At 72.8% G+C, this 14,817-nt stretch carries 12 protein-coding genes; 5 read left to right on the forward strand and 7 right to left on the reverse strand.

Going from position 1 to position 14,817, the window contains the following annotated elements; translation table 11 throughout:
- Positions 1-5 precede the first annotated feature (5 nt).
- Entirely contained in the window at positions 6-965 is a 960-nt protein-coding gene (locus tag H5368_RS03650) for an acetyl-CoA carboxylase carboxyltransferase subunit alpha (RefSeq protein WP_182821451.1), read from the forward strand.
- Positions 966-989: 24 nt separating this feature from the next.
- On the opposite strand, the gene H5368_RS03655 is transcribed toward H5368_RS03650, so the two are convergent.
- The gene (locus H5368_RS03655) at positions 990-2,057 is read right to left on the reverse strand and encodes an NADH:flavin oxidoreductase/NADH oxidase (protein ID WP_182821453.1); all 1,068 of its coding nucleotides are present in this window, start codon (positions 2,055-2,057) and stop codon (positions 990-992) included.
- Positions 2,058-2,161: 104 nt separating this feature from the next.
- Here H5368_RS03655 and tilS point away from each other — a divergent pair, with 104 nt between their 5' ends.
- From tilS to H5368_RS03670, 3 genes are read left to right on the forward strand one after another with little or no spacing between them, the layout of a single operon-like run.
- Entirely contained in the window at positions 2,162-3,490 is a 1,329-nt protein-coding gene (tilS, locus tag H5368_RS03660; RefSeq protein WP_182821455.1) for a tRNA lysidine(34) synthetase TilS, read from the forward strand.
- Between the two features lie 9 nt (positions 3,491-3,499).
- The gene (locus tag H5368_RS03665) at positions 3,500-3,769 is read left to right on the forward strand and encodes an exodeoxyribonuclease VII small subunit (protein WP_182821457.1); all 270 of its coding nucleotides are present in this window, start codon (positions 3,500-3,502) and stop codon (positions 3,767-3,769) included.
- Entirely contained in the window at positions 3,762-4,655 is an 894-nt protein-coding gene (locus H5368_RS03670) for a farnesyl diphosphate synthase (RefSeq protein ID WP_182821459.1), read from the forward strand. The genes H5368_RS03665 and H5368_RS03670 overlap by 8 nt, the downstream gene beginning before the upstream one ends.
- A 10-nt stretch (positions 4,656-4,665) precedes the next feature.
- On the opposite strand, the gene H5368_RS03675 is transcribed toward H5368_RS03670, so the two are convergent.
- Together H5368_RS03675 and pmbA are read right to left on the reverse strand one after the other, a co-directional pair.
- A complete protein-coding gene (locus H5368_RS03675) occupies positions 4,666-5,109 on the reverse strand; it encodes a DUF4870 domain-containing protein (protein WP_182821461.1) in 444 nt (147 codons plus the stop codon).
- A gap of 85 nt (positions 5,110-5,194) precedes the next feature.
- Entirely contained in the window at positions 5,195-6,508 is a 1,314-nt protein-coding gene (gene pmbA, locus H5368_RS03680; protein WP_255486439.1) for a metalloprotease PmbA, read from the reverse strand.
- Positions 6,509-6,598: 90 nt separating this feature from the next.
- On the opposite strand from pmbA, the gene yjgA reads away from it, so the two are divergent.
- The gene (gene yjgA, locus H5368_RS03685; RefSeq protein ID WP_182821466.1) at positions 6,599-7,186 is read left to right on the forward strand and encodes a ribosome biogenesis factor YjgA; all 588 of its coding nucleotides are present in this window, start codon (positions 6,599-6,601) and stop codon (positions 7,184-7,186) included.
- 62 nt (positions 7,187-7,248) lie between these two features.
- Here yjgA and tldD read toward each other — a convergent pair whose 3' ends face one another.
- The 4 genes from tldD to H5368_RS03705 are packed head-to-tail and all read right to left on the reverse strand — an operon-like array spanning position 7,249 to position 14,723.
- A complete protein-coding gene (tldD, locus tag H5368_RS03690) occupies positions 7,249-8,691 on the reverse strand; it encodes a metalloprotease TldD (protein WP_182821468.1) in 1,443 nt (480 codons plus the stop codon).
- 54 nt (positions 8,692-8,745) lie between these two features.
- On the reverse strand, positions 8,746-12,621 hold the full coding sequence (locus tag H5368_RS03695; protein ID WP_182821471.1) for a YhdP family protein: 3,876 nt from the start codon (positions 12,619-12,621) through the stop codon (positions 8,746-8,748).
- 27 nt (positions 12,622-12,648) lie between these two features.
- Positions 12,649-14,130: a ribonuclease G gene (rng, locus tag H5368_RS03700; RefSeq protein ID WP_182821473.1), complete on the reverse strand. Its 1,482-nt coding sequence runs from the start codon at positions 14,128-14,130 to the stop codon at positions 12,649-12,651.
- A complete protein-coding gene (locus tag H5368_RS03705; protein WP_182821475.1) occupies positions 14,127-14,723 on the reverse strand; it encodes a Maf family nucleotide pyrophosphatase in 597 nt (198 codons plus the stop codon). The genes rng and H5368_RS03705 overlap by 4 nt, the downstream gene beginning before the upstream one ends.
- Positions 14,724-14,817: the final 94 nt, after the last annotated feature.

Below are 14,817 nucleotides of genomic sequence, written 5' to 3' on the forward strand. Positions count from 1 at the left end.
CGTCGATGAACCCGAATTACCTCGACTTCGAACAGCCGATCGCCGACCTTGAGGCGCGCATCCAGGACCTGCGCCATGCCGGATCCGGCTCGTCGGTGAACGTGGACGCCGAACTGCGCACGCTGCAGGACAAGCTGCGCCTGCGCACCGCGCAGATCTTCCGCGACCTGTCGCCGTGGCAGGTGTCGCAGCTCGCGCGCCACCCGGCGCGGCCCTACATCAACGACTACATCCGCTTCATCTGCGACGAGTTCCAGGAACTGGCCGGCGACCGCGCGTACGCCGACGACCCGGCGATCGTTGGCGGGCTCGGCCGCATCGGCGGCCGCCCGGTGATGATCATCGGCCACCAGAAGGGCCGCGACACGAAGGCCAAGGTGCGCCGCAACTTCGGCATGCCGCGCCCCGAGGGTTACCGCAAGGCGCTGCGCCTGATGAAGATGGCCGAGCGCTTCAGGCTGCCGCTGCTGACCTTCATCGACACGCCTGGCGCCTACCCCGGCATCGGCGCCGAAGAACGCGGCCAGTCCGAGGCGATCGCCCGCAACCTGATGGAAATGGCCGAGCTGAAGACGCCGATCATATGTACGGTGATCGGCGAAGGCGGCTCGGGTGGCGCGCTCGCGATCGGCGTGGGCGACCGCACGCTGATGCTCGAATACAGCACCTATTCGGTGATCTCGCCCGAAGGCTGCGCCTCGATCCTGTGGAAGGACGCCGGCAAGGCGCGCGACGCCGCCGAGCAGCTCGGTCTCACCGCCAAGCGCCTGCTCGGCCTGGGCCTGGTGGACAAGCTGGTACGCGAGCCGATCGGCGGCGCGCACCGCAACCCGAAGCAGATGGCCAAGCGCCTGAAGGCCGTGCTGCTCAACGAGCTCGACGCCCTCGACGGCATGTCCAGCGAGCAGCTGCTGGACAGGCGCTACAAGCGCCTGCGCAGCTACGGCGCGTACGAAGCCGCCTGAGCGGCACGTACGCGCCAGGGCCGCCTAGTCGCCCCAGGCGCGCTGGTACTGCACCGGCACCGCGGGCGTGACGCCCAGCGCCTTCGCCGCGCGCAGCGGAAAGTACGGATCGCGCAGCGACTCGCGCGCTACCAGCACCACGTCGGCATCGCCGGTGGCCACGATCCGCTCGGCCTGCGCCGCTTCGGTCACCAGGCCCACGGCGCCGGTGGCGATGCCAGCCTCGCGGCGGATGCGCGCGGCGAACGGCACCTGGTAGCCGGGGCCGGTCGCGATCTCCTGCCGCCGGTCCAGTCCGCCGCTGGACACGTCGATGAGGTCGACGCCCAGCGCCTTCACGCCGCGCGCCAGTTCCACGCTCTGCTCCACGTCCCAGCCACCATCGACCCAGTCGGTGGCCGAGATCCGCATCCACAACGGCAGGCGCTCGGGCCACGCCTCGCGCACGGCGGACACCACCTCGCGGACGATCCGCGTGCGGCCCTCGAAGCCGCCACCCCAGGCATCGCTGCGCCGGTTGGCGAGCGGCGACAGGAACTGGTGCAGCAGGTAGCCATGCGCGGCATGGAGCTCGACCAGCTGGAAGCCCGCATCCAGCGCACGTGCCGCGGCGGCGCGGAAATCCGCGACCACGCGCGCGATCCCGTCCGCGTCGAGTTCCAGCGGCTGGGGATAGTGGTCGGCATAGGCTTCGGCCGAGGGCGCCACGACGGTCCAGCCGCCGTCCGCAAACGGCACCGCGCCATCGCCGCGCCACGGTGCATGGGTGCTGGCCTTGCGCCCGGCGTGCGCGAGCTGCATGGCCGGCACCGCGCCCTGGCCGGCGATGAAGCGCGCCACCGGCGCCCAGGCCACGGCCTGCGCGTCGTTCCAGATGCCCGCGTCCTGCGGCGAGATGCGCCCCTCGGCGCACACCGCCGCGGCCTCGGTCATCACCACGCCGGCGCCACCCGCGGCGCGGCTGCCCAGGTGCACCAGGTGCCAGTCGCCCGGCAGGCCGTCGGCCGACGAGTACATGCACATCGGCGATACGGCGATGCGGTTGCGCAGCACGATGTCGCGCTGGCGCAGTGGCTGGAACAGCTGGCTCATGGAGGTCTTCCGCGGACGTGGCGGACCACTGTAGGCGCAGCGCGGCCGCAGGCAGGTGCCCGGCGACGGATCACTGCATTGCGGGGGCATGGCACCATCGTGGCATGCGCTCGCCTCCGTTTCCCGACAGCATCGCCCTGCCCGATTGCCCGGTGTCTGCCGGTGCGGTGCTGGTGGCGCTGAGCGGCGGGCTGGATTCCACGGTGCTGCTGCACTTGCTGGCCGCCGACGCCTCGATCCGCGCACGTGGACTGCGCGCGATCCATGTCCACCACGGACTGCACGCCGATGCCGACGCCTGGGCCGCGCACTGTGCGCGCGCCTGCGCCACGCTCGACGTGCCCTTGCACGTGGCGCGCGTCGGCGTGGCGCGCGATGCGGGACTCGGGCTGGAGGCGGCCGCGCGCGCGGCGCGGCACGCCGCGTTCGCCGCCGCGCTGGGCGACGGCGAGGTGCTCGCGCTGGCGCACCATCGCGATGACCAGGCCGAGACCTTCCTGCTGCGTGCGTTGCGCGCATCCGGCCCCGACGGACTCGCATCGATGCGCGCCTGGCGCCGTTTCGCACGGGGCGGGCTGTGGCGCCCGCTGCTGGCGCTGCCGCGCGCCACGCTGCATGCCTACGCCACGCGGCACGCGCTTGCGTGGCTGGACGACCCGGCGAACACCGACTCCGTCCACGACCGCAACTACCTGCGCCACCAGGTCATGCCGCTGCTGCGCGCACGCTGGCCCGAGGCCGACGCCGCGCTCGCGCGCTGCGCGGCGCTGTCCGCGGAGGCCAGCGACCTGCTGGCCGCAGGCGACCAGAGGGGGCTCCATGCGGCACGCGATGCATCACCGACCACGTCGCCAGGCGATCCGGGCCTGTCCATCAGTGCCCTGCTCGCGCTGCCCGCGGCGCGGCGCGCGCGCGTGCTGCGCGCGTGGATCGCCGACCTGGCGCTGCCGCCATTGCCGGCCACCGGCGTCGCCCGCATCACGGACGACCTGCTCCCGGCGCGCGGCGACAGCGTGGCGGCGTTCGCATGGGCGGGCGCGGCGGTCCACGCGTGGCGCGGCCGCCTGCACGCCGGCGCCCAGTTGGCGCCGCTGCCCGCGGACTGGGAAACCGGATGGGACGGCCGCGCGCCGCTGCCGCTGCCCGGGGGTGGCACGCTGTCGCTGCTCGGCGCGGACGGCTTCGATGCACCGCTGACAGCGCATGCGCGGCGCGGCGGCGAACGCATCGTGCTCCCTGGCCGCACGCACTCGCATGCACTGAAAGACCTGCTCCAGCGCGACGCGCTGCCGCCCTGGCAACGCGCGCGCATGCCGCTGCTGACGGCCGCCGACGGCATCCTGCTCGCGGCCGGCGACAGCCTGCTGTCGGCCCGCCTTGCCACGTGGCTGCGCGCCCGTGGCGCAGGCCTCCACTGGCGGCACATGGCGTAAACTGGCGGCATGCCACGCAAGCCCGCCACCACCAACGACGCCTCGCCCGTCGCCGACTTCGAAGCCTCGCTCGACCTGCTCGAGCAACTGGTGGAGAAGATGGAGCACGGCGAGATGAGCCTCGAGGATTCGCTTGCCGCGTATGAGCGCGGCGTCGGCCTCTACCGCCGCTGCCAGCAGGCACTGGAGCAGGCCGAGCTCCGCGTGCGCCTGCTGACCGATCCACAGCAACCGGAGCGCGCCGAGCCCTTCCCGGGCCGCGACATCGACGATGCCTGACCCCGAGGCGAGGGCCGCGCGGATCGCAGCGTGGCGCGAGCGCATCGACGCCGTCCTCGAACGTACGCTGGAACGCAACCCTGCCGCCGAACCGCGCCTGCACGCGGCCATGCGCCATGCCGTGCTGCTCGGCGGCAAGCGCATGCGCCCGCTGCTGGTGTACGCCACCGGCACCGCCTTTGGCGCGGATGAGGACGCACTCGACGCGGCCGCCGCGGCGATCGAGCTCGTGCATGCCTATTCGCTGGTCCACGACGACCTGCCGGCGATGGACGACGATGCCCTGCGCCGCGGCCAGCCCACCGTGCACGTCGCATTCGATGAAGCCACCGCCATCCTCGCCGGCGACGCACTGCAGGCGCTGGCCTTCGCCGTGCTGGCCGACGCCGGGACCAGCGATCCCGTGCGTGTTGCGATGCTGCGTGAACTCGCCGCCGCGGCCGGTGGCGCCGGCATGTGCGGCGGACAGGCGCTCGACCTGGCCGCAACCGGCGACGCATCGGCCACGCTGGTCGCGCTGGAGCACCTGCATGCGCTCAAGACCGGTGCCCTGATCCGCGCCGCCGTGCGCATGGGCGCGATCGTCGCCGGCGCGGATGCCGACGCACGCCTGCGCCTGGACGCCTACGCCGACGCGCTCGGGCTTGCGTTCCAGGTGCGCGACGACCTGCTCGATGTCGAGGGCGACAGTGCCACGATGGGCAAGACCGCCGGCAAGGACGCGGCGCAGGACAAGGCCACGTTCCCGGCGCTGGTCGGCGTGGACGCCTCACGCGGGCGCCTCGCGACGCTCGCGTCCACCATCCGCTACGCGCTGGCGCCGTTCGGCCCGCGCGCCGCCACGCTTGCCACGCTCGCCGAATTCGCGGTCCAGCGCAGGCACTGACGCGCGCGGGTCAGAACAGGCGCATCGTCAGCGGGTAGCGGTAGGACTCGCCGTTCCAGGCTTTCATCGCGGCGATGATGCTGCACACCAGCCACATCAGCGCGATCGCGGCGATGGCGACCATCAGCGCCAGCCCGGCCGGCGCGGTGAGGATGATGCCGATGCCGAGCGTGAGCACGGTGGCCCCGACCAGCACCACGCCGATCGCGAAGGCGATGCAGGCGTAGATGAACATGCTGAGGTTGAAGTTCAACGCCTCGCGGGCATGGTTGGCGACGAACGACGAGTCGCCGCGCTTGAACAGGTAGACGGCCCCGGCGCCAAGGATGCCGGCCACGCCGGCGATCCAGCTGGTGCACAGCGCAAGGACAAGGGCGGCAATGTGCGCCAGCGCGGCCCATTGGCGTTCGCTGCCGGTGGCGGGTGTGCTGGCGAGATGGGTGGTCTGTTGCATCACGGGTCTCCTGGCCGGCGCATCCGGGCCTCCCCATAGCATGGGGATGCCGCGAGGCAGCGCAACCCAACCGATGGCACCCGGCTCATTCCCCGGCGACGGTCATGCCACCGATGAGGATCGAGCCGGTGCGGATGTGCGAGCGCGGGTCGACGTCGCGCCCCACGGCGTCGATGGCGGAGAACATCTCGCGCAGCTTGCCGGCGATCGTGATGCCGTCCACCGGGAAGGCGACCACGCCGTCCTCGATCCAGAACCCGGCGGCGCCGCGCGAATAGTCGCCGGTGACGGTGTTCACGCCCTGCCCCATCAACTCGGTGACCAGCAGGCCGCGGCCCATGCCGCGCAGCATGTCCTCGAGGTCGCCGGCATTGGCCACCACCTCCAGGTTGTGCACGCCGCCGGCATTGCCGGTGGTCTGCAGCCCGAGCTTGCGCGCCGAATAGCTGCCCAGCACGTAGCGCTGCAGCACGCCCCCGGCCACCAGCGGCGACTCGCGCGTCGCCACGCCCTCGCTGTCGTAGGCCGACGAGCGCAGCCCGCGCTGCAGGAACGGCCGTTCGTCGATCGCGAACCAGTCGGGGAACAGCTGCTCGCCGACGCTGTCCACCAGGAAGCTCGCGCCGCGGTACAGCGCGCCGCCGGACACCGCGCCCAGCAGGTGCCCGACCAGCGAACGCGCGACCTCGGAGGCGAACAGCACCGGGTAGCGGCCGGTCGCCAGCGGCTTGGGATCGAGGCGCGCTGCGGCGCGCTGCGCTGCCTGGCGGCCGATCGCGGCCGGCGACTGCAGGTCTTCGGCCGCCAGCGCCACGCTGTACCAGCCGTCGCGCTGCATGGCGTCGCCTTCGCCGGCGATCAACGCGCAGCCGATGCTGTGGTGGCTGTCGCGCTCGGCGCCGACGAAGCCGTGGCTGTTGGCGTAGACGCTGAGCGAGGTGCCGCTGCCGACCGACGCGCCGTCGGAGTTGGCAATCCGCGAGTCGGCATCGCGTCCGGCCTGCTCGCAGGCCAGCGCCAGGTCGATCGCGTGGTCGGCATCCAGCGCCCAGGGATGCCAGGTATCGAATTCGCGTACCTCGCGCGCCATCAGCGCGGCGTCGGCAAGCCCGGCCGCCGGGTCGTCCTCCGTGTGGCGGGCAATCGCGCAGGCCTGCGCCACGGTCGCTTCCAGGCTCTCGGGGCGCAGGTCGGCGGTGCTCGCGCTGCCCTTGCGCTGCCCGAAGTACACGGTCACGCCGATGCCGCGGTCATGCGTGGATTCGACCGTCTCCACCGCGCCCATGCGCACGCTGACGTTCAGGCCGCGCTCCTCGGAGCACGACACCTCGGCCTGGCTGGCGCCCGCGGCGCGCGCGCGGTCGAGGAGTTCCGCGGTGATGCCCTGGAGCTGCGCCAGGCGCTCGCGGCTGTCGTCCGTGGCGGGCGGGACTACGGTCGGCTGGGTCTGCAATGGATTATCCTTCATGGTCTATACGGGGTGCGGCACATGCGTGGCAAGAACGAAGACACCGGCGAATTCCTTGGCGAGAGCCGCAGCGCGCAGCGCCGCGAGGCGCTCGACGTGCTGGCGCTCGCGCAGCAGCTGGTGGCGCTGGACCCGGGTCGGCTGGACAAGCTGCCGCTCGGCGAAGACCTGCCGGAGTTCATCGAACGGGCGCGGCGCATCACCTCGCACATCGCGCGCAAGCGCGAGATCGCGTTCCTGGCCAAGCAGCTGCGCCGCGAGGACGACGACGCGCTGGACGCGCTCCGCGACGCGCTGGAAGTGGGCGGCGAAGCCGCGCGCATCGACGCCGCGCGCCTGCACCGCGCCGAGGACTGGCGCGAACGCCTGCTCGGCGACGACGGCGACGCCGCGCTGGCCGCGCTGCTGGACGAGTTCCCCGGCGCCGACCGCCAGCGCCTGCGGCAGCTGGTGCGCAACGCGCTCGCCGAGCGCAAGGCGAACAAGCCGCCGCGCGCGTTCCGCGAGCTGTTCCGCGAGGTGCGCACGCTGCTGCAGCCCGGCGACGGCGAGACCGAGCAGTTCAACGACGGGGGCGCCAACCCGGACGGCGACGACGCCACGTCCTGAGCCGGCAATGCCGGCTCCGGCAGGCGGTCCTCCTCCCGCGCGCATGGCAATGCGCGCCGGCATCAGGCGCGCGTGCCGCCGACGGTGATGCCATCGATCAGCAGCGACGGCTGGCCCACGCCCACCGGCACGCTCTGGCCGTCCTTGCCGCAGACGCCGACGCCGTCGTCGAGCGCCATGTCATGCCCGACCATGCGCACCTTCTGCATCGTCTCAGGGCCGTTGCCGATCAGGGTGGCGCCCTTCACCGGCGCGGTGACCCTGCCGTCCTCGATCAGGTAGGCCTCGGTGGCCGAGAACACGTACTTGCCGCTGGTGATGTCGACCTGGCCGCCGCCGAAGTTGACCGCGTACAGGCCCTTCTTCACCGAACGGATCATGTCGGCGGGGTCGTCCTGGCCGGCGCGCATGTAGGTATTGGTCATGCGCGGCATGACCAGGTGCGCGAACGACTCGCGGCGGCCGTTGCCGGTCGGCGCCACGCCCATCAGGCGCGCGTTCAGCGTGTCCTGCATGTAGCCGGTGAGCACGCCGTCCTCGATCAGGGTGGTGCACTGCGTGGGCGTGCCTTCGTCATCGACGTTGAGCGAGCCGCGGCGGTTGTCGAGCGTGCCGTCGTCGACGATGGTCACGCCCGGCGCGGCCACGCGCTGGCCCATGCGCCCGGCATAGGTGCTGGTGCCCTTGCGGTTGAAATCGCCCTCCAGGCCGTGGCCGACCGCTTCGTGCAGCAGCACGCCGGGCCAGCCGGGGCCAAGCACCACCGGCATGATGCCGGCCGGCGCGTCGATCGCATCGAGGTTGACCAGCGCCTGGCGCAGCGCCTCGCGCGCGAACTGCTCCGGACGCCCGTCGCCGAGCAGCTCTTCGTAGGAGTAACGGCCGCCGTAGCCGGCGTAGCCGCTCTCGCGGCGGCCGCCCTGCTCCACGATCACCTGCACGTTGAGCCGCACCAGCGGGCGCACGTCGCCGGCGACCACGCCATCCGAGCGCGCCACGAGGATCGTGTCGACACCGCCCGACAGGCTCACCATCACCTGCTTCACGCGCGGGTCGGCGGCGCGCAGCAGCCGGTCCACGCGGCGCAGCGCCTCGACCTTGGCGTCGTTGCCCATCGCGTCGATCGGGTCGGTCGCCGCGTACAGCGAACGCGCGCCGGCCGGCACCAGCGTCTTCGCCGCATGCTCGTGTCCGCTGCGCGCGATGGCGCGGGCCGACTGCGCCGCCGCAAGCAGCGCCGCACCGTTGATGTCGTCGGAATACGCGAACCCGGTCTTCTCGCCGCTGATCGCGCGCACGCCCACGCCCTGCTCGATCGAGTGCGAGCCGTCCTTGACGATGCCGTCCTCGACCGACCAGCTCTCGCGCCGCGCGTGCTGGAAATACAGGTCGCCGAAATCAATGCCCGGCCCCAGCAATTGCCCGAACGCACGTTCGAGGCCGCCGCCATCCAGGCCCGCGGGCAGCAGCAGGCGGGCTTCGGCAAGGGCAAGGGCTTGGGTCATCGGCTGGAGTCCTGGAAAGCGTAGCCCGGGAACATGCGGGCACCGGGCAGCGAATCAACCCGCGCCGCCCGGCTCCCTGTCCACCGGCGCCGTCCCCGCCGCGGGCGGCACCTCGCGCCCTTCAACCTCGACCTTGGGGTCCTTCCACGGCCCGGTGACGTGGTAGACCTTGGCGCCCACGCGGCCCAGCGGCCGCTCGAACACCGCGTTGGCCATCGCACCGACGGCGGCACCGACCGGGCCCGCGGTGAGCGCCCCGACCGCGGTCAGCAGCCCGCCGGTGCGCGGCACGACCTCGATGCGCTGGTCGTAGGTCTGCGCGCGCAGGTCGGCCGTGCCGCGGATGCTGATCTCCGCCGCGGCGCCATCGATCAGCATGTCGTCGCTGCGCGCCTGGCCACCACCGAACACGACCGTGCCGCCGATGCGGTTGAAGGCGAAACCCTTCGAGAAGAAGTCGCGGAAATCCAGGGTGAGGCGCCTCGGCAGCTCGGTGATGCTGAGCAGGCCGAGGACGCGGCCGGCACCGGGTTCCACCTCCACCAGGCGGCCATCCTTGATGGTCACCGCCAGGTGACCCTGGAGTGCGTCGAGGCGGAAACCCGCGGGGCCACCAGGCCAGGTGGCGTCGAAGTTCGCCTCGCCTTCGCCGCCGTCCAGCCGCTGGCCCAGGCCGAAGCCGGACAGCAGGCTGCCAAAGTCGCGGCTTGCCAGGGTGGCCTCCACGCGTGTGCGCGCCGCCTCGCCGCGCCCCAGCCAGTCACCTTCCACGTCGATGCGCTGGCGGCCCTGCACGGCATGGAACTCCTCGACCTGCAGCCCGTTCGCGGTCGGTCGGGTCCGCAGGCGGGCCGTGCCGAGCGTGGCAGCGCCGAAGCGGAGGTCGTCGACGCTGATGTCGAGTGGCGGGATGCGCGCCGGATCGATGGCCTCGCCCGGCAGGGCCTCTGTCTTCGCGTCGGCGGTCTGCCGGCCACCGCCAGCGCGCGCACCCGGTGCGGGGAAATGCAGCCGCTGCAGCCGTGCGGTCAGCGCCGCACCGGAACGTCGCGGCAGCAGCAGGCCACCGGCCAGTGCGGGTCCGTCGAAGCGCACCGCGGTTCCCGTCGCCACCGGTTCGGCCACCACGCGGGTCTGCGGGAACGCGCTGCCCAGCAACTGCAGGCGCCCGGCCTGCACGTCGATCCGGCGCAGCGCGAGCCCGTCGCCACCTGCGCCGCCGTCCGCGCCACCACCGCCACCGGCCAGGCCCGCCCAGTCGAGCGCATCCAGCACCGGGGTGCGCCCGCTGACCACCAGCCCGGAGGCCGGCGGCTCGCCTTCGATGCGGTTGCCGCCGAGCACCGCGAGCACCCCGGTGCGGTTGCCGCGGCTGCGTGCGCGCAGCGCGACCCGGTTGCCGAGGACCACGTCCACGTCGCCCTCGCCCAGCGGCAGGTCGACATCGATGCGGGCCGCCAGCGGCGTGGCCGCCGCCTTGTCGAGCGGCGCCGGCAGCAGCAACTGCGTGCCCACCAGGTCCGAGCGCAGCTGCAGGCGCCCGCCACCGCCGTCGGCACCGGCGTCGACCGGGATCGCGACCGCCAGCGTCCAGCGCGAACGCCCGCGCAGGCGGTCGCCGAGCCAGGCCAGCTGCGGCGCGCGTGCGGCGAGCTCGGACGCGGCCAGGCTGGCGCCGAGTTCCGCCTCGAAGGCATTGCCGCGATCGGCGACGTGCCCGATGCCGGCGCGCAACGCCAGCGTGCCGGCCTGGCCGTCGCGGCGCACGCGCAGCCCTTCGGCGACGAAGCCCTGCCCGTCGTAGCGCGCTTCGCCGCGGACATCCTCGAACGCCACGTCCCAGCGCCTGTCGCCCAGCGTGGCGCCTTCCAGCAGCACCCGGCCGGAGATCACCGGCCTTGCCGGTGAGCGGTGCAGCGGCAGGTCGAGCGCGAACTGCGCGCGCAGCGGACCCGTGGCGGACAGCCCCTGCAGCAGCGCTTCGCGGCCCTTGCGGAGCGGGCTGGCACGCAGCAGCGCGAGCACCGGCCCGGCATCGCCGGCGATGTCGGCGCGCACCAGCAGCGGCGCGTCGCCGAAATGCGCGATGCCGCCGGACAGCGCCGGCAGTGGCACACCGGCCACGCGGGCGCTGCCGGCCACCGAAAACCCGTCGGCGACGAAATCGACGTCGCCATCGAGGCCCTCGGCCAGCGGCCAGTCGGGATCAAAGCGCAGCACCACGTCGTCGAGTTGTGCACGCGCATGGAACATCCCCGGACCTGCGGCCTGCCCCGAGCCGTTGAACGGCCAGTCGTCGAGGTCGCCGGACAGCACGGCACGCCCGCCGCGCACATGGCCGCCGACGAGCGCCGCGTCCAGCCACGCCAGCGCCGCGCGCGGCATGCGGTGCCGCACCCAGAACCGCCGGGCCACGGCGATGTTGGCGTCGTCGATGGCCGCGACCAGGTCCACGCGCGGCCGCGAACCGTCGCCCTGGAACACCAGGCCACCGCGCACGTCGGCGCCGTAGCCGTCGCCGGCCACGCGCAGCGCCGGCGTATCCACGTGCCAGCCCTCGCTGTCGCGCCAGCCGGTGACCTGGCCGGCCAGGCGCACCGCATGCGCCGGCGGCCCGAAGCCGCGCGGCCAGTCGAAACCCAGGGTCGCCTGGCGGTCGAATTCGAAGGTCACGCCGTCGGCGTCGCCGGACAGCGTGCCCGAGAGTCCGGACACGCCCGGCGCGTCTCCGACCGCGTCGAACCGCAGGCCCTCGACATGCGCACGGGCGCGGAAGCGGCCGCTGGCATCACCCGCGACATCCACAGCGCGCAGCACGCCGCCCGGACGCGTGTCGAGGAGCCATTTGGCGACTGCGGGCGGCATGGCGCCGGCGAGCGCCGCCAATCCCAGCAGCGGGCCGGCGTCGATCCGATCGGCGACCAGCGCGCGGCGCGCCCCGTCGGCGAGCAGCAGGCCATCGAGCACCTGGGCGTCGTCGCCGGCACCGACGCGCAGCCGCGGCGCGTCGAAGCGCCAGCCACCCGCGACCACCGACCAGCGCGCATCGATCTCGACGCGCCCGAAATCCAGCGAGGGTGGAACGCCGCCCGCCACCGCGCTGCCGCGCAGGCGCACGTCGTCGAGCTTTCCCGCGACCTGCAGGGCAGTGACGCGGTTGCCACGCAGGTCCGCCCAGGCCTGGATCCTGCCGGTGCCCGCCGCCGCGCCGACGCCCGCCGCGCGCAGGCCGGACCAGGCCTCCAGGTCGGCATCGCGCAGCGCCAGCCAGGCACGGCCATCGCCGCTGCCGCGATCGAGTTCGGCGCTGATGTCCAGCGGCGAGACGCCCTTGCGCATCCATGCGCGCGCCGCGATGCGCACGCGCGCACCGTCCACGCGCAGGCGCAGGTCGACTTCGCTCAGCCCGGCATCGATGCCGAGTGCCGGGGCGAGCACCGCCAGGCGCCCATCGATGACCTGCAGCTCGCCGAGGCCTTCGAGCGCGGCGAATGGGTCGCCACCCGACTGCGCCTGGCCCGGCAGGCCGCGGACTTCCCAGCGCCCGTCATCGCCACGCTCGAGCGTGAGTTCCAGTCCGCGCAGCCGCAGTTCGGTGAAGGAACGCCCCGGCAGCAGGCCCGCGTACTGCGAGACCAGCACTTCGGCCGCGCCGATCGGGATCGCGTGCGGGCCGTCGCCGATGCGCAGGCCGTCGAGGCGCAGCAGGGGGCCGCGCCGGGTCCATTCGGTCTGCACATGGTCGAAGGCCACCGTGCGCCCCGCGCGCTCGCCCAGCCAGGCGGCGATACGGTCGGGATGGCGCTCGGCCAGCGGCAGCAGCTGGCTGGTGATGCCGGCGCCCAGCGCCATCAGCACCAGCCCGATGGCCACCACGTACCAGGCACCGCGCCATGCCACGCGCACGCCACGGCGCAGCGGCGACGGCATCAGCCCCACCCCGCGCGCCCGGCGTGGCTAGAGCAGCACCACATCGAACTGTTCCTGGAAGTACTGCTCGTCGGCCTGGAAGCGGATCGACTTGCCGAGGAATTCCTCGAGTTCGGCGACCGCCGCCGACTCCTCCTCGGTGATCCGGGTGACGACTTTCGGCGACGCGATCACCAGCAGGCGCTCGGCATCGAACTGGCGCACCGCGCGCACGATCTCGCGGAAGATCTCGTAGGTCACGGTCTCGTCGGTCTTGAGCATGCCGCGGCCGCCGCATTCGTGGCAGGTCTCGCTGAGCTGGCGCTCCAGGCTTTCGACGGTGCGCTTGCGCGTCATCTCCACCAGGCCCAGCGGCGAGAAGTCGTAGACCGTGGTCTTGGCGTGGTCGCGCAGCAGCGATTTCTCCAGCGTGCGCAGCACCTGGCGGCGATGCTCGGCATCCACCATGTCGATGAAGTCGATGATGATGATGCCGCCCAGGTTGCGCAGCCGCAGCTGGCGCGCCACCGCCTGGGCGGCCTCCAGGTTGGTGCGGTACACCGTCTCCTCGAGGTTGCGCTGGCCGAGGAACGAGCCGGTGTTGACGTCGACGGTGGTCATCGCCTCGGTCTGGTCGATGACCAGGTAGCCGCCGGACTTCAGCGGCACCTGCTTCTCCAGCGCGCGGCCGATCTCGTCCTCCACGCCATACAGGTCGAACACCGGGCGCGCGCCGCTGTAGTGCTCGATCCGCTCGGCGAGCCCGGGCATGTATTGCGCGGCGAACACCTTCAGGCGATCGCAGGTCTCGCGCGAATCCACCTTCACTTTTTCCACGTCGCGGCGCATCAGGTCGCGCACCGCACGCATCGGCAGGGTCAGGTCCTCGTAGACGCAGGTGCCGACGCGCGCGCTGGCGACCTGCCCTTCGACCAGCAGCCAGGCGCGCGCCAGGTAGGCGATGTCCTCGGCCAGCGCTTCCGACGGCTGGCCCTCGGCATTGGTGCGCACGATGTAGCCGTGCTGGTTGCCCGCCGAGAACCCGGTGACCAGCGACTTCAGGCGCGCACGCTCGGCTTCGTCCTCGATCCGCGCGGACACGCCGACCACGGTCGACTGCGGCAGCAGCACCAGGTAGCGCGACGGGATGCTGATCTGCATCGTCAGGCGTGCGCCCTTGGTGCCGATCGGATCCTTGACCACCTGCACCACGATGTCCTGGCCGTCGCGCAGCAGCTCGCTGACCGGGGGGGTGGCCGCGGGCTGCGGCGGCTCGTCGCCGACCAGCTCGGGTGGACGCAGCGAGCGCATCACGTCGTTGGCATGCAGGAACGCGGCGCGTTCCAGGCCGATGTCGACGAACGCCGCCTGCATGCCCGGCATCACCCGCTGCACCTTGCCCTTGTAGATGTTGCCGACCACGCCACGCCGCCAGCCGCGTTCGATGTGCAGCTCCTGCAGCATGCCGTTCTCGACCACGGCCACGCGGGTCTCGCGCGGAGTCACGTTGACCAGGATTTCCTCGCTCATGCCAGGGCGCCGGCGCGCGGCGTGCGCGCGGTGATCCCGAAGCCGCGCAGGAGCACGGCGGTCTCGTGCAGCGGCAGGCCCATCACCGCCGAGTAGCTGCCGGAGAGGCGGGTCACGAAGCGCTCGGCCCCGCCCTGCACGGCATACGCGCCGGCGCGACCCATCGGCTCGCCGCTGGCGACGTATTCGGTGATGTCCTCGTCGGACAGGTCGGCGAACGTGACGTCGGTCGCCACCAGCACCGACGCCTCGCGCCCGGCCGACACCAGCGCGACCGCGGTCAGCACCTGGTGGCTGCGCCCGGACAGGCGCCGCAGCATCGCAGCCGCCTCGGCGGCGTCCGCTGGCTTGCCGAACACCGTGTCATCGAGCACCACTTCGGTGTCCGACCCCAGCACCACGGCAGCGGGCACCGCGACCACGCGCAGCAGTCCGGCCCCGGCTTTCTCGCGCGCGACGCGCGCCACGTAGCTGGCCGGCGCTTCGCCCGGCGCACGCACTTCGACGACGTCGACATCGAGCACGCCGAAGTCGAGGCCTAGGCGCGCGAGCAATTCGCGGCGGCGGGGGGATTGCGAGGCAAGATGCAGCATCGGGCAAGGATACCGCGCATGAACGCTGGCCCGACGCGCGCGCGCCGGCCAACCCCGGAACGGCTCACGACCCGTTCACTGCATGCGCAAGACC

It is taken from the genome of Luteimonas sp. MC1782, from assembly GCF_014164605.1.
Taxonomy (GTDB): Bacteria; Pseudomonadota; Gammaproteobacteria; order Xanthomonadales; family Xanthomonadaceae; genus Luteimonas.

Coding starts and splice junctions, on each gene's coding strand:
- H5368_RS03650 (WP_182821451.1), top strand. CDS start 6: ATGAACCCGAATTACCTCGACTTCGAACAGCCGATCGCCGACCTTGAG.
- H5368_RS03655 (WP_182821453.1), bottom strand. CDS start 2,057: ATGAGCCAGCTGTTCCAGCCACTGCGCCAGCGCGACATCGTGCTGCGC.
- tilS (WP_182821455.1), top strand. CDS start 2,162: ATGCGCTCGCCTCCGTTTCCCGACAGCATCGCCCTGCCCGATTGCCCG.
- H5368_RS03665 (WP_182821457.1), top strand. CDS start 3,500: ATGCCACGCAAGCCCGCCACCACCAACGACGCCTCGCCCGTCGCCGAC.
- H5368_RS03670 (WP_182821459.1), top strand. CDS start 3,762: ATGCCTGACCCCGAGGCGAGGGCCGCGCGGATCGCAGCGTGGCGCGAG.
- H5368_RS03675 (WP_182821461.1), bottom strand. CDS start 5,109: ATGCAACAGACCACCCATCTCGCCAGCACACCCGCCACCGGCAGCGAA.
- yjgA (WP_182821466.1), top strand. CDS start 6,599: ATGCGTGGCAAGAACGAAGACACCGGCGAATTCCTTGGCGAGAGCCGC.
- tldD (WP_182821468.1), bottom strand. CDS start 8,691: ATGACCCAAGCCCTTGCCCTTGCCGAAGCCCGCCTGCTGCTGCCCGCG.
- H5368_RS03695 (WP_182821471.1), bottom strand. CDS start 12,621: ATGCCGTCGCCGCTGCGCCGTGGCGTGCGCGTGGCATGGCGCGGTGCC.
- rng (WP_182821473.1), bottom strand. CDS start 14,130: ATGAGCGAGGAAATCCTGGTCAACGTGACTCCGCGCGAGACCCGCGTG.
- H5368_RS03705 (WP_182821475.1), bottom strand. CDS start 14,723: ATGCTGCATCTTGCCTCGCAATCCCCCCGCCGCCGCGAATTGCTCGCG.